An 18,555-nucleotide genomic window follows, 5' to 3' on the forward strand; every position below is an offset into this window, starting at 1 on the left:
CGCCGACCAACCAGCACACCGCTGTCAGGCCGACTGGATCACCGGGCAGGTGATCGCCTCCGACGGCGGCTGGTCGGCGCGGTGATCCGGAGGATCACCGCGGGGCTCCGCGCGCCACGGTCGAGGCGGCTGTCTGGCCGCTGGTGCCGCCTCCAGGTGGTCATCGGGGGAACGCCGCGACCAGCGCGGTCATCACCGTGTGGTGGTCGTAGGCGCGGGTGGTGTTGGCCATGACGACCACTCCCAGGCCCAGGTCCGGGTACAGGCGCATGGCGTTCCAGAAGCCGCCGCCGGTGCCCCAGTGCTCGACGAACCCAGGCCGGGCGTTCCGGTCGGCGGGGCGGCGGGGCGGCGGAACCAGCCGAGACCCAGGTCGAAGGGCTTTCCCGGCGTGGCGATGGTGCGCATGGCACGGGCGGTCGCCGGAGCCAGGACCCGGCTGCCGTCGACGGTGCCGTCGCCCAGGTGCAGCCGGAGCAGCCGAGCGGCGTCCGGGGCGCTGCCGATGAGCCCGCCGTAGCCGGCGCCGGCCACCCGGAACGGGCGCAACGCCACGTGCTGCCCGCAGCGGCCGCCCACGATCCCCGCCGGTAACGCGGCCCGAAGCGCCGGCGTCAGCGGCCGGGGCAGGCGCACGTAGCCGGTGGCGTCGTCGGTGCCGTTCCGGTGGGTGTAGTCGGTGGCAGCCATGCCGGCCGGGGCCAGCAGCGCCCGCCGCACGTGGTCGGTGAACGCCTCTCCGGTGGCGTGGGCGATGGCCTCGGCGAGGACGAGGTAGCCGAGGTTGGAGTAGCGGGCCGGCCCGCCCGCGGGCCGCTCGGGGCTGGCGTGCCGGGCCAGCACCCGCCGGGCGAAGGCGTCGACGTCCTCATCGGTGGCGTCGGCAGGCAGCACCCAGCGCACCGGCACCGGGTTGGCCGCGCCGGCGGTGTGGTCGAGCAGCTGCCGCACCTGAGGCTGCTCACCCGAGCGGGCCGCGTAGTCCGGCACCAGCTCGCGCACCGGGGCGTCGAGGTCGAGCCGGCCCTCGTCGGCCAACCGCATCGCTGCGGTGGCGGTGGCGATCTTGGACATGGAGAACCACAGGTAGCAGGTGTCGGCGGTGGCCGGCCGCCGCGCGGTCAGGTCGGCGTACCCGAACCCCTCGGCGAACAGCAGCCGGTCGGCGTCGGTGACGGCGACGGTCAGTCCGGGCACGGAGTGGCGGGCCATCAGCTCGGTGATCGTGGCGCGGGCGGTGTCGAGTCCGGCGGGGTCAGCGGGGCGGGCGGATGACGGGGTCGAGGCCATCGTCGGTTCCTTCCGAGCGTCGGGATCGGACGAAGTCGATGTAGGCACGGACGTGCGCCTCTTCCTCGGCGGTCAACGGCGGGCCGTCGTAGGTCAGCCGGTTGGCGCCCTCCGGGGAGGCGGCCGGCACCGTGTAGGGCCGCGGGTCCAACCCGCCGACCTCCCGCAGCGCGGTGTCCAGGCGCTGAAGGGCGGCGCGTTGCCGCGGCTCGTCGGGGCCGAGAGCGGCGGCCAGCGTGCGGGTTGCGGCGAAGAAGGTCTCCGCCGTCGCCGCGTGCGCCTGTTCACCGGCCGGGGTGAGGGCCAGCAGCCGGGACCGCCCGTCGGCGGGGTTGGGTCGCTGCTCCACGTGGCCGCGCTGTTGCAGCCGGCGGACCAGCGTCGAGACCGTCGTCGGCCGCATCGCCGTCCAGCGCACCACCTGGCTGGGGGTGGTCGGGCCGAAGCGGCGCAGCAACGAGTAGAACCCGAAGTCCTCTCCGGACAGCCCGCCAGCACCGGTGAGCACGTCATCCAGCGCACCGGAGATCACGTGGTTGACCAGCCACAGGTCGAACAGCACGGACATCTGCGGGGCACGGTCCGCATCCGCTGTCGCCACGCATATATATTACGAATCAGTGCTAGATCAGTGCAACGACGTATTAAAACCGCCGCCCGGCCAGGGGGCGGGTGCCGGAGAACTCCGCCTGGCGACATCTCCTCCGCGCCGGTGGTGGACGCTGCACCGGGCGGTGCGGCGAGTACCCGCCGCACCGCCCAGCTGTCCGGGGTCAGTGGCCGTGCCCGCCGTGGCCGTGAACGCCCGCACCGGCTGCCGGCCTGCCGGCGGGAACGGCGAGCAGGGTGAGCACGAACAGCACACTCAGCACGCCGGCGCTGACGGTGAACGCCCGGCCGTAGCCGTCGATCAGGCCGGCGGCGGTGGCCAGGTCCCCGGCGATCGCGGTCAGCGCGGCGACACCCAGGGCGGCGCCGATCTCGTGGCCGGTCATCATCAGCCCCGACGCCAGCCCGGAGCGCTCGGCCGGCACGTCGCTCATCGCGGCGACGGCGATGGCCACGAACATCGGGCCGACGCCGGCGCCGACGAGCAGGAACCCGGGCAGCACGTCGGCGGCGTAGGAGGTGCCCCCCGCACCGGCGGCCAGCAGCAGCACCCCGGCGGCCGTGACCACCAGTCCACCGAGGATCAGGGTGCGCGCGCCGAACCGCCCGATGACCTTCGACGCGGCGGCGGCGGCCAGGGTGATGGCGGCGGCCAGCGGGAGGAACTGCAGCCCGGCCACGACGGGCGATGCACCCACGATGGACTGCAGGTACAGCGACGTCAGGAAGATGGCGCCGACGACGACACCGGTCACGCCGGCCATCACCGCCGAGGCCGAGACCAGCGAGCGGATCCGCCACGTCGCCGGCGGCACCAGCGGGTCGGCGGCGCGCCGCTCGAGTCGGGCGAAGGCGGTCAGCAGCACCGTCGCGGCGGCAAGCGCCACCCACGTGCGCGGCGCGGTCCAGCCGGCCGAACGGGTGGCCTCGATGCCGAACACGAGGACCAGCAGACCGCCGACCAGGGTCAGGGCGCCCGGCACGTCGAGGCGGCGCAGCGCGCCGGGCTGCGAGCCGCCGCGGACCACGGTCCGCAGGGTGCCGAGTACCACGGCGACGCCGATCGGCACGTTGATGAAGAACACCGCCCGCCAGCCCAGCGCGCTGGTCAGCGCACCGCCGAAGAGCACCCCGGCGGCGATGCCGAGGCTGCCGACGGTGCCCCACACCGCCAGCGCGGCCTGCCGCTGCCTGCCGGCGTAGGCGGTCACGATGATCGACAGCGCGGCCGGGGTGAGCAGCGCCGCTCCGGCGCCCTGCGCGGCCCGCGCCAGGACGAGCGTGAAGGGGGTCTGGGCCAGGCCGCTGACCAGCGAGGCGGCGGTGAACAGGCCGATGCCGGCGAGGAACGCCCCGCGCCGGTTGAGCAGGTCGGCGATCCGGCCGCCGAGGAGCAGCAGGCCACCGGACAGCAGCACGTAGGCGCTGATCGCCCACTGGTAGTCCGTCGCCGACAGCTGCAGGTCCGTGCTGATCGACGGCAGCGCGACGTTCACCACCGACACGTCGAGGATGACCATGAACTGGGCGGCGATCATCAGCGTGAACACCGTCCACGGCCGGCGCGGCTCGTCCGCGGCCGGCGACGGCTGGCCGTGGGGTGCAGCGTCGCCGGGGGCCTGCTGGTATCCGTGGGCGGGGGCCGCCGGTTCGGCGGCGGAGCGGGCCGACATGGCTCCTCCTCGAGGTGGGGACTGCGGGACCGGCCCCCACGCTCGCCGCCGCCGAGCTGCCTCACGCCGGGAGAACCACCAGGTTCACGATCGCCGGCCCCGTCCGCTGCGGTCGGTACGGTTCCGCCCGTGCTGGCCGGACGGGATGCCGAACGCGCGGCCATCGCCGCCCTGCTCGACGCGGCGCGCGCCGGGACCGGCGGCGCGCTGGTCGTCCGCGGCGTGGCCGGGTCGGGGAAGTCGACGCTGCTGACCGACGCCCTGGGCACCGCCACGGACATGCGGGTGCTGCGCACGTCGGGGGTGGAGTCGGAGTCCCCGCTGGCGTTCGCCGCGCTGCAGCGGCTGCTGTGGCCGCTGCGTGGTCGTCTCGGGACCTTGCCCGCGCCGCAGCGGATCGCTCTGGGGGCCGCTCTGGGCGAGGCCGAGGGCGAGGGCGACCGGTTCCTCGCGTTCCTCGGCACGCTGAGCCTCCTCGCCGACGCCGCCGAGGAGGCCCCGGTGCTCGCCGTCGTCGACGACGCGCACTGGCTGGACGAGGCGTCGGCGGCGGCGCTGTTGTTCGCCGCCCGCCGCCTGCAGGCCGAGCGCGTGGCGCTGCTGTTCGCCGCCCGCGACGGCAGCGAGCGCCGGTTCGAGGCCGAGGGCGTGCCGGCCATCGTGTTGGGCGGGGTCGCCGGCGAGGCCGCGGACGCGCTGCTGACCGCGCGGGCCGGCGCCGCGGTGGATCCGGCAGTGCGGGACCACCTGGTGGCTGCGACCGGCGGCAACCCCCTGGCGCTGGTCGAGCTGGTCCCCGCGCTCACGGCCCAGCAGCTGGGGGGCCGGGCGCCGCTGCCGGCGCAGCTGCCGCTCACCGGCGGCGTGGAACGCGGCTTCCTGGACCGTTGCCGGCGGCTGGCCGAGCCCGCGCAGCGCTTCCTGCTCCTCGCCGCCGCCGACGACACCGGCCGGCTCACCGTCGTCCGTGACGCCGCCACACGTCTCGACGTCGACGACGACGCGCTGGACGAGGTCGAGCAGGCCGGGCTGCTGCGCATCGACGGCGACGACCTGGCGCTGTACCACCCGCTGGTGCGCTCGGCCGTCTACCGGGCGGCCACCAGCGTGCAGCGCCGCGCCGCGCACCGGGCGCTGGCCGACGTCCTCGGCGCCGACCCCGACCGGCGGGCCTGGCACCTGGCCGCCGCCGCCGAGCGCCCCGACGAGTCGGTGGTCGCCGCCCTGGACGGCGTCGCCGAGCGCGCCGTCGCCCGCGGCGGCCACGAGGCCGCTTCCGCCGCCTGGGCCCGCGCCGCCGAGCTGAGCGTCGGCAGCGAGGCCCGGGGCCGCCGGCTCCTCCTGGCCGCATCGTCCGCCTGGCTCGGTGCCCATCCGTCCCGGGCGGCGGGCCTGGCGGCCGCCGCGGCGGCCGACGTGACCGACCCGGTGCAGCGCGTGCGGCTGCTGACCCTGCAGGGCCAGATCGAGTGGCACATCCACTCCCTGAGCCAGGGCTACGACCTCGTCCTGCAGGCCGCAGAGCTCGCCGCCGACGTCGAGGAGGCGATGGCGCGGCCGCTGGCGATGCTCGCCGCATCGCTGTCGGCGTTCGGGGCGCGATCGCCGCGCCCGGTGGACCCGGCCGCGCTCGTCGCCGAGCCCGCCGCTGACGCACCGGCCACGGCCCGGGCCGCCTGGGCGCTGCTGCAGGGGTTCGCCGCCGTCGGCCGCCGCGACTGGGCGACCGCCGCGGCATCCTTCGGCCGCGCGTTCGAGCTCACCGACGCCGACCCGCTCGAGGGCGACCACGTGCTGCAGCCCAACCTCGGCATCGCCGCCTGGCACATCGACGAGGACGAGCGCACTCTGCGGCTGCACGACGAGCAACTGACCGCCGCCCGCCGCGCCGGTGCGCTGACCATGGTCGAGCACGCCCTCACCCGGGGCTTCCACGCCCAGCTGGCGACCGGTGCGTGGGCGAAGGCCGCCGGCGCCGCCGCCGAGGCGCTGCCGCTGACCGCCAGCACCGGCTCCACCGGGCTGACGGCGCTGCCCACCGCCCAGTTGGCCGTGGTCGCGGCCCTGCGGGGCGATGACGCCGCTGACCGGCACCTGGCCGACGTCGCCGCGATCCGCGCGGCGCACCCGGTCGGCATCACCGACGGCCTCGTGGCCGACCTGGCGCACTGGGCGCAGGCGCTGCGCACCGACGGGCAGCCCGCGTCGGCACTGCACCACCTGGAGCAGATGGGGCTCCCGATGCTGCGCCGCATGGCCGCCCTCGACGTGCTCGACATCGCCGTCCGAGCCGGCCGGGAGGACGTTGCCCGCGCCCGGCTGGCCGAGGTCGAGCAGTTCGCCGCGGCCACCGGCACCGCGTCGGCGGTCGCCGTCGCCGAGCACGGCCGGGCTCTGCTCGCCGACGGTGCCGACGCCGAGAAGCACTTCCGGGCTGCGCTGGACGCGCACGCGAGCTCCCCGCGCCTGCCCGACCGGGCCCGCACCCACCTGGCCTTCGGCGAGCACCTGCGGCGGGCCCGGCGGCGGGTGGACGCCCGCGAGCACCTGCGGGCCGCGCTCACCCTGTTCGAGGAGCTGGGCGCGGCGCCCTACGCCGAACGCGCCGCCCAGGAGCTGCGCGCCTCGGGGGAGACCGCCCGGCGTCGTGACGTGACCACCACCACGGAGCTGACCGCGCAGGAACGCCAGGTCGCCGGGCTGGTCCGGCAGGGACTGTCGAACCGGGACGTCGCGGCGCGGTTGTTCGTGTCCCCTCGCACCGTGGACTTCCACCTGCGCAACGTGTTCAGCAAGCTCGGCGTGGCCTCCCGCGCCGAGCTCATCGCGCTGCCTCTGGACTAGCCGCAGGCTCCCCGGGTCGCTCCGACAACGTGGGCCCGACCGTGGACCTGGCGGTTTTCCCGGCGTGACGCCGCCGGTGCGCTCCTAGCGTCCGAGCCAGACCCAGGCCGGACGAAGGAGCCCCTCATGACCAGCACCGCCGCGACCGCGTCGCCCACCATCCGCCGCGCCACCGGCGTGCGTGGCGCGCTCGCCCGCCGCTGGCCGGCCGCGCTCGGCGCCGTCGCCGCCGTCAACAGTCTCGTGCTCGTCGCGCAGCTGCCGCAGCACACGCAGGCCTGGATCAGCGCCTGGTGCGTGCTGCTGGCCGCGGTCATCTACCTCACCTGGGGCACCGCCCGCGGCGACCTCGGCGACCGCCGCCTGCTGACCGCGCAGACCGCCGCGGTGCTCGGCTTCGGCGCGGTCGCGATCGCCGCGGCCGCCGTCGACCCCGGCGTGGCCCGCTACGTGCTCGCTGCCGGCTGGCTCGCCCACGCTGCCTGGGACGTCGCCCACCACCGCATCGGCCGGGTCGTGCCCCGCTGGTACGCCGAGACCTGCCTCGTCGCCGACCTCAGCATCGCCACCGCGCTGCTCACCGTCGGCCTCGTCTGACCGCGCGCACCCGCCGCCGCACCGCGCCGGTCATCTCGAGTCCCAGCGTGACGCCGCCGCGGCGTTCCCAGCGTCGGCCTCAGCCCGCCGCAGCCCCCGAAGGAGGCACCGATGCCCACCGCGACCCTGCCCTCCACCTCCGAGCACGACGCCCCAGCGACGTCGACCGCCCGTCCCACTGGGCCCGCGGGGATCGGCGGCTCCACGGCGGTCCGGGCGTTCCTCGCCCGCTCCAGCGGCACGCTGCTGCCACTGCTCGCCGCCGTGATCGGCCTCGAGGTCGGATGTGGGCGGTACGCCGCGGACACGTGGCCGGCGGCCGTGGCGGTCGTCACCGGCTGGGCGCTGGCCACCGCTGCCTGGCTGCACCGCCGCGGCTGGCAGCCGGGCACCGTGCGGGCGGTCATCGCCGCTCCGGCGGCCGTGCTGGCCGGCCCGGCCGCGCTCGGCTGGCTGCCCCCGGCCGGGCTGGTGCTCTGGGGGCCGGTGAGCACCGTGCTGGCCGCGGCGCTGGTCATGGCCGCCCTACCGCCGGCGCCCGGGTCGCCCGACCTCCGCCGAGCCTCGACTCACGACTGACCGCCCGACCGCCCGCCCGAGTTCCCGAGGAGCGCTCCATGACCACCTCCCGCACCGGCCTGCTCGCCGGGCTGCTGGCCGCCGCGGCCGGCGAGATCGCCGCCTCCGCCACCGGCCGTGGACGGTCACCGTCCTCCGGGCTGGCCCGCGGGCTGGTGGACGCCGCCCCGGCGGTGCTGGTCGACGGCGGCGTCGCCCTCGTCGGCCGCGCCGACAAGCCCGGCCTGGCCGTGCTCGCGGCCGGCGCCAGCAGCCTGGCTGCGGCCGCCGGCGGCGCCGTGGCCGTCCGCCGCCCGCTGCTCGGCGCCGCCCTCGCCGCGGTGCCGCACGCCCTCGGCGGCTACCTCGCGCTGCGCCGCGGCGACGCCTCCGCCCGGGACACCGCCGCCGCCACGGCCGCCGGGACGCTCACCGCCGCAACCGCGGTCGCTCCGCTGCGGGTGCGGCCGCCGGCGGTGCTGGCGGCCGCCGCAGCCGCGACCAGTGCCGTCGTGGCTGCCGATCGGCGCGCCCGCCGCCGTGGCGCCGCCGCCCTGCGCGACGGCGTGACGCTCCCCGCCCCGACCCGGCCGCTCTCGCCGATCCCGTCGAGCGCTGCAGCGCCGCGGCCGGGCGTCGCGCCGCTGCTCGCGCAGCCCGGTGAGTTCGTCGTCATCGACGTCACCGTGCCCGAGCCTCGGATCGACCTGAGCACCTGGCGGCTGGCGGTGGACGGCCAGGTGGACGAGCCACTGACCCTCACCCTGCCCGAACTGCTCGCCCTCCCGCTGGAGGAACGTGACCTGCTCATGGTGTGCGTGCACAACCCGGTCGGCGGCACGCGGATGGGCTGCGCCCGCTGGACCGGCATCGGCCTGGCGGAGCTGCTGGAGCAGGCCGGCGCTCCCGGCGACGACGGCTGGCTGGTCGCCGAGGCCGTCGACGGCTACACCAACGTCCTGCCGCTGCACCTCGCCCGCGCCCACGGCTTCCTCGCCGTGGGCATGGCCGGGCAGCCGCTGCCCCGCGAGCACGGCAGCCCGGCCCGGCTGCTCGTCTCCGGCCGCCACGGGCAGGACGGCAACCTCAAGTGGCTGCGGCGCCTCACCGTCACCGACACTCCACCGCTGTCCTACTGGGGCCGGCGCGGCTGGGCCGACGGCACCTACCCGGTCCACCCGGCCTCCCGGATGGACGTCCCCGGCACCCACGCGCACCTCGAGCCCGGGGAGGTCACCGTGCGCGGCTACGCCTGGGCGCCACCGGTCGGCGTCGACCGGGTGCAGCTGCAGGTCGACGGCGGCCCGTGGACCGATGCGGCCCTCGGCGTCGACCTCGGCCCGGACGCCTGGCGGCCCTGGACCGCCAGGTGGACGGCGACGCCCGGCCGGCACCAGCTGCGCGTCCGCTGCCGCACCACGACCGGTCAGTGGCAGGACGAGGCCTCCGCCACGCCGTTTCCGCACGGCGTGCGCGGCATCCACGCCGTTCCCGTCCACGTCGGCGGCTCTCCGGCCGGCCCGGCGCTGCGACGGCTGGCCGGCGAGGGGGTCACCCGGGCCAGTTGGGCGGCACGCAGCGTCGCCGCCTGGCGCAACGCGCCCAGCACGTCGACCTCATCCGATCGGGAGACCCGACGATGACCCCCGCTCCGACCGTCGCCGCCGCGGCGGTGCCCGCTGCCCCGCCCGCCCGTACCGGCTCCATCCGCCGGATCATCGCCGGGTCGCTGCTCTTCGGGTCAGTGGCCGCCGCCGTCCTCACCGTGGTGGTGTTCGCCGGCGCCCGGGAGCACGTCATCACCGGGGCGGCGCTGCTGGGGTTCGCGGCCGGCTGGGCGGTGCTCGCGGTGCTGTCGGCCCGGCTGACCAACCAGCCCCAGAACTGGGCGTGGGTCCCGGCCGCAGGCCTGGCCGCTACGGGGCTGGGGCTCCTGGCCCTCACCCCGGACGACCGCGCCCTCACCCTGAGCGGCTGGGGCTGGCCTCCGGTGCTCCTGGCGCTCGCCACCTGGATGGGCGTGCGCATCCGCCGCTCGCTGGCCGACGGCGGGGGCCGCTGGCTGCTCTACCCCGTCGTCGCGGTCACGGCCGCGGCCGCCGTCGGCGGCATGGTCGAGACCATCGGGCTCGCCTCCGACCAACGCAGCTACGCCATGCCGGGGCAGTCCTACGACGTCGGCGGCCACCGGCTGCACCTGACCTGCACCGGCTCCGGTGGCCCCACCGTCGTGCTGCAGAACGGCCTCGGCGCGATGTCGGCGAACTGGGCGCGCATCGTCCCCGTGGTCAGCCGCACCACCCGGGTGTGCGCCTACGACCGCGCCGGACAGGGCTGGAGCGAGGACGCCCCCCATCTCCAGGACGGGGTGCAGGCCGCCGCTGATCTGCACACGCTGCTGCGCCGGGCCGGTGAGGACGGGCCTCACGTGCTGGTCGGGCACTCCATCGGCGGCGACCACGCGATGGCCTACGCCGCCCGCTACCCCGAGCAGGTCGCCGGCATGGTCCTGCTCGACGCGACCAACCCCTACCGGTCCGCGGTCACCGGTGCGGTGCACGCCGGCCCGCCCAGCGCGATCGCGGTGCTGCCCAGCCTGGCCCGCCTCGGCATCGGGCGGCTGCTGCCCACCTCCTCCTGGTCCGCGCTGCCGCAGCCGGCTGCCGGTCAGGTCGAGGCGTTCACCGCCAGCCCCCGCGGCTGGCGCAACATCCGCGACGAGACCGCCACCATGCCGGCACTGCTCGACCAGGCCGGGGCGCTGACCACTCTCGGGAGCACGCCGCTGGTCGTCCTCACCGCCGCCGGCCACGACCGTGATCCGAGCAGGTCGGCCGCTCACGACCGGATGGCTGCGCTGTCGACCAACAGCAGCCACCGCGCTGCCGACGCCACCCACGCGGGCCTGCTCGACGAGGCACACGGCGCGGCGCTGTCGGCGCGCGCCATCACCGACGTCGTCCGGGCTGTCGGCAGCAGGGCACCGCTGCCGCCGCGCTGACCCGGTCCCGCCCCCACGGGACAGGCGTTCCGACGTCCTGGGGTGAAAGGCCGTCGCGCGCCAGCGGGAACCCCACTCGATCCCCCGGCCAACCTCCCCAGCACCCCGCCACCGTCCGGCTCGAGGCGACGTCCCGGCACCCGGCATCCGCCACTCGACAGGTGCGTTCTCCTCCTGCCGGCCGTCCATCCCGGCTCAGGACTCGGGACGGGCCTGCCGGACCTCACGTCCGGGGAGTTCTTCGACGGTCACGGGCGCGGGTGTGGCCGGCCCGAAGACCCTCACGGCGGCCGTGACCGTGCCCTTCAGGACGTGTTGCACGTAGTTCGCGGCGGCCATGGGACCCAAGCCGAAGGGCAACAGCCCGGCGAGGAGCGGCGGTCCGACCGTCAGCGCCCATGCCCGGAGGATCTCCGACTGCGAGGCGGCGATCTCCTGGCGTTCCTCCGCCGTCAGGGTCGCCAGGGCGTCGTACGCGGCGCCCTGTCCCAGCAGGGACGCGTGCGGACCCAGGATCGCGTCCGGACGGATCCGCCCGGTCTTGTCGAGCTCGACCGCGCCGTCCGTGAGGACCAGGAGGACGGCGATGCGGGTCAGCTCAGGGTCGGCGAGGTCCCTGTCGTAGAGCAGTCCGACCTTGATCGCCGCACTCACCGCCTCCTTCAGGACCTCCCTCAGTGCGACCGGGAGCGCGGCAGCCGAGATCGCCGTCCCGTACCCCGGGAGGATCGACGGCAGGGAGTAGGAGACCGCTCGCGCCGCCCTGATCCGATTGCCGCGCGTCACCTCGCCGACGAGGTCCCCCGGTGCGACCAGGGGTTTGCCGGCACGGACCTTGTCGACGACCTTCTGGGCCTGCTCGAGGGAGGGTTGGAGGGTCCGGTTGATCAGCGCCATGGCGCGCTCGACGGTCGACTCGATGTCGAACTCCGGCTTGGGGAAGGTGAAACCGCTCGTCATGTCGGTCTCCTGTCCGTTGGCGACTCCCGGAGGATGCCAGCGGGCCGCCCCGGAAGGGGGACACGTGCGTCCGGCCCGTGGACCGGGTCACCGACTGACGGAGTCCCGGTCGGCGTCGCGGTCGTCGTCCTGCCGGTCGGTCCGCGGCGGCCGTCCGATGAGGGCCGCCGTCCACCGCTGTCCGCGTGGTTCGGACGTCCAGCAACCCGGGGCGGTGTTCGAGCAGTTCACCCACCAGGCCCTGCCGGGGGTCGTTCCCTCGTCGACTCCCGACGCCGGGGGCGCCGGCCGGATGGGGTTTCGTGGGTGGGACGGCGCGGACGGTCAGTCCACCGCGCGGTGCAGGCCGGCCAGGGCTTCGGCGAGCAGGGCGGCGCGGTCGACGTCGGCGGCGTAGGCGGCCAGGAAGGCGCTCAACCGCACGCCCAGGGCACGGGCGCGCAGCTCCCGGTCGGCGTCCACCGCTCCGTACGCGGTGAGGAAGGCCGCCCTCGCCGGCCCGGAGAAGGCCGTGTAGGCCAGGGCGAGGTCGACGGCGGGATCGGCCAGGCACACGTCGCCCCAGTCGACGACGCCGACCGCGCTGCCCCCGTCGTCGACGAGGACGTGCCGCGCGTGCAGGTCACCGTGCACGAGGACGGGTGGCCGGGCGGGGGCGTCCAGCCGCTCGGCCTCGACGAGCAGCGCCGCCACGCCCGGGTCGCCGGCCCACGTGCCCTCCTCGACGAGCTGCCGCAGCTGAGCCCTGGTGTCATCGATCCGGGCCCGCGGCCACGCGCGGCCCATCGGGTCCAGCGGCAGCCCCGCAGGCACGGCCCACCGGGTCGGGGCGGCGTGCAGCGCCCGGAGGAACGCCCCCATCGCGGCAGCCGCCGCCCGCCGCTCGGCGTCCGGCAGGCCGGTGTCGGCCAGTTCCCGTCCCGGCAGGAGCCGGGCACCCGCGAACGGCCAGGGGTCCACCGGGTCGTCGTCGTCGGCCACGAACTCGGGCTCGGGAACGGGGAGCGGGAGTCGCGTGGCGATCCGGGGGAGGACGGCGAGTTCCCGCCGGAAGCCGGGTACCCCCAGCTGCCGGCGCGGGAAGCGGAAGACCCAGGCCCCGTCGACGAGGAAGACGGTGTTGTCCCAGCCCTCCGCCAGCGGCTCCACGGGCCGGCCGCGCAGCACGGGGAAGGCCGCCGCGATCAGCGCGGCGGCCCGCGCGGTCGGCGACGGACGCTCGGGCGCCCACCGGGGCCGGTTCACCGCGCGGCGCCGGGGACGGCGGCGGTGGCGAGGCCGGCGACCGTGGGCAGCACGACCCCGCGGGTGTGCCAGGCCACCCGACCGGTCAACGGGACATCGGCGGAACGCCGCTGCGGGCGGGCGGATCGGATCGCGTCACTGCCCGGCGGCGTCAGCTCCGTCCGGACCCCGTTCCTGGCTCTCTGGCCGCGCTGTTGAGGCCTGCGTGTCCATGCGCTCGAGGCGCTGACGGATCGCCGCGACGTTGAGCGCCAGGTCCTCGAGCGCCTCGACGCCGCGCGTGGCGAGCGCGAACGTGAGGTTCTCGCGTTGCTGCTCGGCGCTGGGCTCGCGGTCGTCCGGCGAGGTCCCGGAGTGGCTGCGCGGACGCCGCGTCGCCTCCGCCCACGGCTCGTCATCGCTCCGCGGATCGCCGAACAGCTCGCGCAGCATCCGCTGCGCGAGCTCGAGGAACTCGCCCGGGTCGGGCCGGTTCGTCGCCATCCGTTCCCCTCCCAGCTCATGCGCGCCCGTCGCGCGGACCGGGGGATGCCCGGTCCAGGACGACGCGACCACCGTAGGACCGATGATCCACCCTTGGTGGCCGGCGACGGCCGACCGAGGGCGCAGGGCCAGGTGTCCAGTCGGTGCGCGGGCGGCGCCGCTCGCCCCGCAGCCCCCGTCTCCTGAGGTGTGCGGACTGCCTCGCCGGCGCCGCTCACCGGATCGAGAACGGTCGCAATTGGCCGTTGCGCCGCAACCCGGGGATGCTGTGGCCCGGAGCTCGGGCAGCGAGGGGGTGACCGTGGATCTGCACCGTCGTCCGGTCGCGCCTCACGCGGCCGCTGCACCCGTCCCGAACGCCGCCCCGCCCGCCCGGAGGGAAGCGGCCGGATCGATCGCCGGGGGGCTCCCGCCCCTCGGCCGGAGCACTCCGAAACCCGACCAGATCCTGCACCCGCGAAGGGGATGAGCCTTGTCCAGGTCCCACCAGGAAGCCGCTGTCCCACCGGCGTCGCGCACGTCCATCGTCAAGGTCGTCGGCGCCAGCCTCGTCGGGACGACCGTGGAGTGGTACGACTTCTTCCTCTACGGCTCGGCCGCCGCGCTGGTCTTCAACACGCTGTTCTTCCCCGACTTCGACCCGCTCGTCGGCACGCTGCTCGCGTTCGCCACGTACGCCGTGGGCTTCGCGGCCCGGCCGATCGGCGGCATCGTCTTCGGGCACTTCGGTGACAAGGTCGGCCGCAAGCAGATGCTGGTCATCACGCTGATGCTGATGGGCGGCGCGACGTTCCTCATCGGCCTGCTGCCGACCTACGGGGCGATCGGCGTCTGGGCGCCGATCCTGCTGATCCTGCTCCGGCTGGTGCAGGGCTTCGCCCTGGGTGGCGAGTGGGGCGGGGCGGTGCTGATGGCCGCCGAGTACGGCACGCCGGAGCGACGCGGGTACTGGGCCTCCTGGCCGCAGGCGGGTGCGCCGGCGGGCAACCTCCTCGCCGTCGCCGTCCTCGCGCTGGTCTCGGCGTTCACCACCGACCAGCAGTTCGAGTCCTGGGGCTGGCGCATCCCGTTCCTGCTCAGCGCGGTGCTGGTGGGCGTGGGCCTCTGGATCCGGGTCTCGATCGAGGAGTCGCCGGTCTTCCGGGCCGCCCGGGAGCAGACCGCCGCGGCGGAGGAGGCGCCCAAGCTGCCCGTCGTCCAGGTGCTGCGCGAGTACCCCCGGGAGATCATCCTGGCCATCGGCGCCCGCCTGGCGGAGAACATCGGCTACTACATCTTCACCGCGTTCGCGCTGGCCTACGCCACCGGCGAGGCGGGCATCTCGCGGGGCACGGCGCTGAACGCGGCGCTCATCGCCTCCGCGATCCACTTCGCCGCCATCCCCGCGATGGGTGCGGCGTCCGACCGGTTCGGCCGCCGGCCGGTCTACCTGGCCGGGGCCGTGGGCGTCGGGGTGTGGGGCTTCGTCTTCTTCGCGCTCTACGACTCGCAGTCGTTCCTGCTGCTGGCGCTCGCCGGCTCGATCGGCCTGATCTTCCACGGCGCGATGTACGGGCCGCAGGCGTCCTTCTTCTCCGAGCTGTTCTCCACCCAGGTGCGCTACAGCGGCCTGTCGGTGGCCGGTCAGGTGTCCTCGATCGTGGCGGGCAGCCTGGCGCCGATCATCGCCACGGCCCTGCTGCTGGAGTACGGCAGTTCGCTGCCGATCTCGCTGTACCTCGCCGGTGCCGCGGTGCTCACGGTGATCGCCGTGGTGCTGAGCCGGGAGACCGCCCACAGCGACCTGACGCGGGACCCCGCCGCCGATCGGGCGCCGGCCGGCGCCGGCCGGCGCTGACCCCCACCGTCCGGTGCAGCGCAACAAGGTCATCTCGGCCGACGCCGCGGCGCAGATCGTCCTGGACGGCGACACCGTCGCCACCGGCGGGTTCGTCGGCGTCGGGTTCGCCGAGGAGCTGGCGCTCGCGCTGGAACGGCGGTTCGAGGCCACCGGCTCGCCGCGGGACCTCACCCTGGTCTACGCGGCGGGCCAGGGCGACGGCGGCACGCGGGGGCTCAACCACTTCGGTGCCGACGGCATGGTGCGCCGGGTCGTCGGCGGGCACTGGGGGCTCGTGCCGCGCCTGGGCGCGCTCGCTCTCGACGAGCGCATCGAGGCGTACTGCTGGCCGCAGGGGGTGATCAGCCACCTGTTCCGGGAGATCGCCGGCGGGCGCCCGGGCGTGGTGACCAAGGTCGGGCTCGGCACGTTCGTCGATCCGCGCCACGGGGGCGGCCGGATGAACGCGTGCACCACGGAGGAACTGGTCGAACTGGTGACGCTGCGCGGGGAGGAGCACCTGTTCTTCCCCGCGCAGCCGGTGCACGTGGCCCTGCTGCGCGGGACGACGGCCGACCCCGAGGGCAACATCACCATGGAGCGGGAGGCGCTCACCCTCGAGGTGCTGTCGATGGCGCAGGCGGCCAAGAACTCCGGCGGCGTGGTGATCGTGCAGGTCGAGCGGGTCACCGAGCACCGGACGCTGAGCCCGCGCGAGGTGCGGGTCCCCGGCATCCTGGTCGACGCGGTCGTCGTCGCGCAGCCCGCCAACCACGGTCAGACCTTCGCCGAGGCGCACAACCCCGCCTACACGGGGGAGATCACCGCGCCCACCACCGGGCTGGCCCCGATGCCGCTCGACGCGCGCAAGGTGATCGCCCGTCGCGCCGCCATGTTCCTGTCCCCCAACGCGGTGGTGAACCTCGGGATCGGCATCCCCGAGGGAGTGGCGGCGGTCGCCGCCGAGGAGCGGATCCTCGACCTCATCACGCTGACCGTCGAGCCCGGCGGTGTCGGTGGCATCCCGGCCGGTGGGCTGAGCTTCGGCGCCGTCGCCAACCCGCAGGCGATCATCGACCAGCCGTACCAGTTCGACTTCTACGACGGCGGCGGGCTGGACCAGGCGTTCCTGGGCATGGCCGAGGCCGATGCGGAGGGGAACGTCAACGTCAGCCGGTTCGGTCGCCGGGTCGCCGGGGCGGGCGGCTTCATCAACATCAGCCAGAACGCCAAGGCGGTGTTCTTCCTCGGCACGTTCACCGCCCGCTCGCGGGTGGCCGTGCGCGACGGCGCCCTGGTGATCGACGACACCGGCGCGGTCGCGAAGTTCCGCGACCGGGTCGGGCAGGTGACCTTCAACGGGCGCCTGGCCGCCGAGCGCGGGCAGTGCGTCCACTACGTCACGGAGCGGTGCGTCCTGCGGCTGACCGGGCGGGGCCTCGAGCTGGTCGAGGTCGCCCCGGGCGTCGACGTCGAGCGGGACGTGCTGGCCCACATGGACGTCGCTCCCGTCGTCAGCGACGACCTCTGCACGATGGAGGAGACCATCTTCCGCGACCGGCCGATGGGGCTGCGCGACCGGCCCCCGGTCGGCATGGACGAGCGCTTCCGGTTCGACGCGGCCACCGACACCGTCTACGTCAACTTCGAGGGGCTGCGCCTGGTGACCGCGCAGGACGCCGCCGACCTGGCCCGGGAGCTCGACCGCCGCTTCTCCGCGCTCGACCGGCGGGTGCACGTCGTCGTCAACTACGACAACTTCGACCTGGGCCCGGACGCGGCGGATGCCTTCTTCGCCATGGTCAGGAGCAACGAGGAGCGCTTCTTCCTCTCCTCCACCCGCTACTCGACCAACGCGTTCTTCCGCCGCCAGCTGGGCCGGGAGTTCACCGAGCACGACCTGTACGCCAACGTCAGCGAGCACCCCCGCTGACAGCGGGTCTCGGGTCGGTCGGGGGGGGGTCAACCGGCGAGATCGGCGGTCTCGCACGCTTCGCGGCCGGTGACCGTGCGGGACCGCCGATCTCGCCGCTGGGACGGCACGAACCCCGTGCAGCCCCGGACGGCGTCAGGAGTACGTGAAGAACCCGCGGCCGGCCTTGCGGCCGAGCAGGCCGGCGTCGACCATCCGCGCCAGCAGCGGGGGAGGGGCGTAGAGCGGCTCCTTGAACTCCTCGTACAGCGACTCGGCGACGGCCTTGGTGGTGTCCAGGCCGATGAGGTCCGCGAGCGCCAGCGGCCCCTGCGGGTGGGCGGCCCCGAGCACCAGGCCGCGGTCGATGTCGTCGGCGGTCGCGAAGCCGCTCTCGAACATCCGGATCGCGGACAGGATGAACGGGATCAGCAGCGCGTTGACCACGAACCCGGCGCGGTCCTGGCAGGCGATGGACCGCTTCCCGAGGGTGTCCTCGACCAGTCGCCGCGACCGCTCGGTCGTCTTGTCCGAGGTCAGCAGCGACGGCACCAGCTCGACCAGCTGGAGGACCGGGACGGGGTTGAAGAAGTGGATGCCGATCACCTGCTGCGGCCGCGAGGTGGCCACGCCCAGCTTCATGATCGGGATCGACGAGGTGTTGGAGGCCAGGACGGCGTCGGGCGACTCGACGACGGCGTCCAGCCGGCGGAACAGCGCGACCTTCGCCGTCTCGTCCTCCACGATCGCCTCGATCACCAGGTCGCGGTCGGCCAGCGCCTCGAGGTCGGTCACCACGCGGATCCGCTTGAGCACCTCCGCCGCGTCGCGCACCTTGCCCTTGGCCTCGGCCCGCTGCAGTGAGCGCTCCAGCCTCGCCTCGCCGGCCTCGGCCGCCGCCTGGCTGGACTCGACCACGACCACGTCGAGGTCGGCGCGCGCACTCACCTCGGCGATGCCCGCGCCCATCAGGCCACAGCCCACCACACCGATGCTGTCCACGATCTGAGCTCCTCACGATCACGAGGCGTCGACCCGTCGGGCCGGTACGGCCCCGACGGGTCCGAGGGTCCGGCGCGAGGCGGGGACCCGGCAGGCCGCATGGTGTCACGCGCCACGGACGCCCGGCGCGCACCTCGACCCACCGACCCTGCCGGGTCGGATCGGCCATGGGGAACCGATCGGCGACACCGGGATCCCGCGTCCGTGGTCGACAGGTCGTCCGCGCAACCTCCCCTGCGCCTCTTGTGACAGAGCCCACTCTTCTGGTTCCCTCTTGCGAGATCCGTCTCGTATGACGCAACGCCTTGAGGAGTGTCATGGAGCAGTCGCGTAGCCAGGGATCCCCGCCGCCCCACCGCCCGAGCCGGTCGGGGGCGGTCGCCGACGACCCGTCGCCCGACGGAGCCGCGGAGGAGCGCTCCACCGCCACGGTGCCGGATGTGTCGGTGAGTGGGACGCATCCGGCGATCGCGGAGCCGCCGCCGTGTGTTGCGGATCGGCACTGGGCGGTGGATCGGGTGTTGTTCGCGATCGCTGCGGTGATGGCGTTGGGGTTCGTGGT

14 protein-coding genes and 1 pseudogene are annotated in these 18,555 nt (G+C 75.2%); 8 read left to right on the plus strand and 7 right to left on the minus strand.

The annotated features are described in order from the left end of the window. Nucleotides 1-192 precede the first annotated feature (192 nt). From ACI78Z_RS17010 to ACI78Z_RS17020, 3 genes are all read right to left on the minus strand, one after another. Nucleotides 193-1,290: a serine hydrolase domain-containing protein gene (locus tag ACI78Z_RS17010; protein ID WP_457037724.1), complete on the minus strand. Its 1,098-nt coding sequence runs from the start codon at nt 1,288-1,290 to the stop codon at nt 193-195. After that, nucleotides 1,256-1,891, minus strand: a complete 636-nt coding sequence (locus tag ACI78Z_RS17015) for a MarR family winged helix-turn-helix transcriptional regulator (protein WP_457037725.1) — start codon at nt 1,889-1,891, stop codon at nt 1,256-1,258. Before ACI78Z_RS17015 ends, ACI78Z_RS17010 begins: the two co-directional genes overlap by 35 nt. Nucleotides 1,892-2,063: 172 nt before the next feature. Beyond that, nucleotides 2,064-3,572 carry an MFS transporter gene (locus tag ACI78Z_RS17020; RefSeq protein WP_457037726.1) on the minus strand — a complete coding sequence of 503 codons (1,509 nt, stop codon included), beginning with the start codon at nt 3,570-3,572 and terminating at the stop codon, nt 2,064-2,066. 129 nt (nt 3,573-3,701) lie between these two features. Here ACI78Z_RS17020 and ACI78Z_RS17025 point away from each other — a divergent pair, with 129 nt between their 5' ends. The 5 genes from ACI78Z_RS17025 to ACI78Z_RS17045 all read left to right on the plus strand — a co-directional run bounded on the left by ACI78Z_RS17025 (nt 3,702) and on the right by ACI78Z_RS17045 (nt 10,572). Beyond that, nucleotides 3,702-6,416: an ATP-binding protein gene (locus tag ACI78Z_RS17025; protein ID WP_457037727.1), complete on the plus strand. Its 2,715-nt coding sequence runs from the start codon at nt 3,702-3,704 to the stop codon at nt 6,414-6,416. Between the two features lie 126 nt (nt 6,417-6,542). After that, on the plus strand, nt 6,543-7,013 hold the full coding sequence (locus ACI78Z_RS17030; RefSeq protein WP_457037728.1) for a hypothetical protein: 471 nt from the start codon (nt 6,543-6,545) through the stop codon (nt 7,011-7,013). A 111-nt stretch (nt 7,014-7,124) separates the two neighbouring features. Continuing rightward, nucleotides 7,125-7,592 (plus strand): hypothetical protein, encoded by a 468-nt coding sequence (locus ACI78Z_RS17035; RefSeq protein WP_457037729.1) that lies wholly within the window; start codon nt 7,125-7,127, stop codon nt 7,590-7,592. A gap of 38 nt (nt 7,593-7,630) precedes the next feature. Then, complete coding sequence (locus tag ACI78Z_RS17040; protein ID WP_457037730.1) at nt 7,631-9,214, plus strand: molybdopterin-dependent oxidoreductase; 1,584 nt, start codon at nt 7,631-7,633, stop codon at nt 9,212-9,214. Beyond that, the gene (locus ACI78Z_RS17045) at nt 9,211-10,572 is read left to right on the plus strand and encodes an alpha/beta fold hydrolase (protein WP_457037731.1); all 1,362 of its coding nucleotides are present in this window, start codon (nt 9,211-9,213) and stop codon (nt 10,570-10,572) included. Before ACI78Z_RS17040 ends, ACI78Z_RS17045 begins: the two co-directional genes overlap by 4 nt. 195 nt (nt 10,573-10,767) lie before the next feature. Here the strand turns inward: ACI78Z_RS17045 and ACI78Z_RS17050 are convergent, their stop codons facing one another. The 3 genes from ACI78Z_RS17050 to ACI78Z_RS17060 all read right to left on the minus strand — a co-directional run bounded on the left by ACI78Z_RS17050 (nt 10,768) and on the right by ACI78Z_RS17060 (nt 13,260). Continuing rightward, nucleotides 10,768-11,532: a hypothetical protein gene (locus ACI78Z_RS17050; RefSeq protein ID WP_457037732.1), complete on the minus strand. Its 765-nt coding sequence runs from the start codon at nt 11,530-11,532 to the stop codon at nt 10,768-10,770. Between the two features lie 324 nt (nt 11,533-11,856). Then, on the minus strand, nt 11,857-12,777 hold the full coding sequence (locus ACI78Z_RS17055; RefSeq protein ID WP_457037733.1) for a phosphotransferase: 921 nt from the start codon (nt 12,775-12,777) through the stop codon (nt 11,857-11,859). Nucleotides 12,778-12,912: 135 nt separating this feature from the next. After that, entirely contained in the window at nt 12,913-13,260 is a 348-nt protein-coding gene (locus ACI78Z_RS17060; protein ID WP_457037734.1) for a hypothetical protein, read from the minus strand. A 472-nt stretch (nt 13,261-13,732) separates the two neighbouring features. On the opposite strand from ACI78Z_RS17060, the gene ACI78Z_RS17065 reads away from it, so the two are divergent. Together ACI78Z_RS17065 and ACI78Z_RS17070 are read left to right on the plus strand one after the other, a co-directional pair. After that, nucleotides 13,733-15,097 (plus strand): MFS transporter, encoded by a 1,365-nt coding sequence (locus tag ACI78Z_RS17065; RefSeq protein WP_457037735.1) that lies wholly within the window; start codon nt 13,733-13,735, stop codon nt 15,095-15,097. A 13-nt stretch (nt 15,098-15,110) separates the two neighbouring features. Then, nucleotides 15,111-17,012, plus strand: coding sequence for an acyl CoA:acetate/3-ketoacid CoA transferase (locus ACI78Z_RS17070; RefSeq protein WP_457037736.1), 1,902 nt, complete (start codon nt 15,111-15,113; stop codon nt 17,010-17,012). Nucleotides 17,013-17,147: 135 nt separating this feature from the next. Here the strand turns inward: ACI78Z_RS17070 and ACI78Z_RS17075 are convergent, their stop codons facing one another. Further along, on the minus strand, nt 17,148-17,993 hold the full coding sequence (locus ACI78Z_RS17075; protein ID WP_457037737.1) for a 3-hydroxybutyryl-CoA dehydrogenase: 846 nt from the start codon (nt 17,991-17,993) through the stop codon (nt 17,148-17,150). A gap of 317 nt (nt 17,994-18,310) precedes the next feature. On the opposite strand from ACI78Z_RS17075, the pseudogene ACI78Z_RS17080 reads away from it, so the two are divergent. Next, a pseudogene (locus ACI78Z_RS17080) lies at nt 18,311-18,555 on the plus strand (BCCT family transporter); the annotation flags it as partial.

Source organism: Geodermatophilus sp. SYSU D01176 (assembly GCF_054050015.1).

Bases quoted from the DNA above. Each gene is read 5' to 3' on its own strand.
- ACI78Z_RS17050 (WP_457037732.1), bottom strand. From the start codon at position 11,532: ATGACGAGCGGTTTCACCTTCCCCAAGCCGGAGTTCGACATCGAGTCG.
- ACI78Z_RS17060 (WP_457037734.1), bottom strand. From the start codon at position 13,260: ATGGCGACGAACCGGCCCGACCCGGGCGAGTTCCTCGAGCTCGCGCAG.
- ACI78Z_RS17040 (WP_457037730.1), top strand. From the start codon at position 7,631: ATGACCACCTCCCGCACCGGCCTGCTCGCCGGGCTGCTGGCCGCCGCG.
- ACI78Z_RS17030 (WP_457037728.1), top strand. From the start codon at position 6,543: ATGACCAGCACCGCCGCGACCGCGTCGCCCACCATCCGCCGCGCCACC.
- ACI78Z_RS17010 (WP_457037724.1), bottom strand. From the start codon at position 1,290: ATGGCCTCGACCCCGTCATCCGCCCGCCCCGCTGACCCCGCCGGACTC.
- ACI78Z_RS17045 (WP_457037731.1), top strand. From the start codon at position 9,211: ATGACCCCCGCTCCGACCGTCGCCGCCGCGGCGGTGCCCGCTGCCCCG.
- ACI78Z_RS17035 (WP_457037729.1), top strand. From the start codon at position 7,125: ATGCCCACCGCGACCCTGCCCTCCACCTCCGAGCACGACGCCCCAGCG.
- ACI78Z_RS17020 (WP_457037726.1), bottom strand. From the start codon at position 3,572: ATGTCGGCCCGCTCCGCCGCCGAACCGGCGGCCCCCGCCCACGGATAC.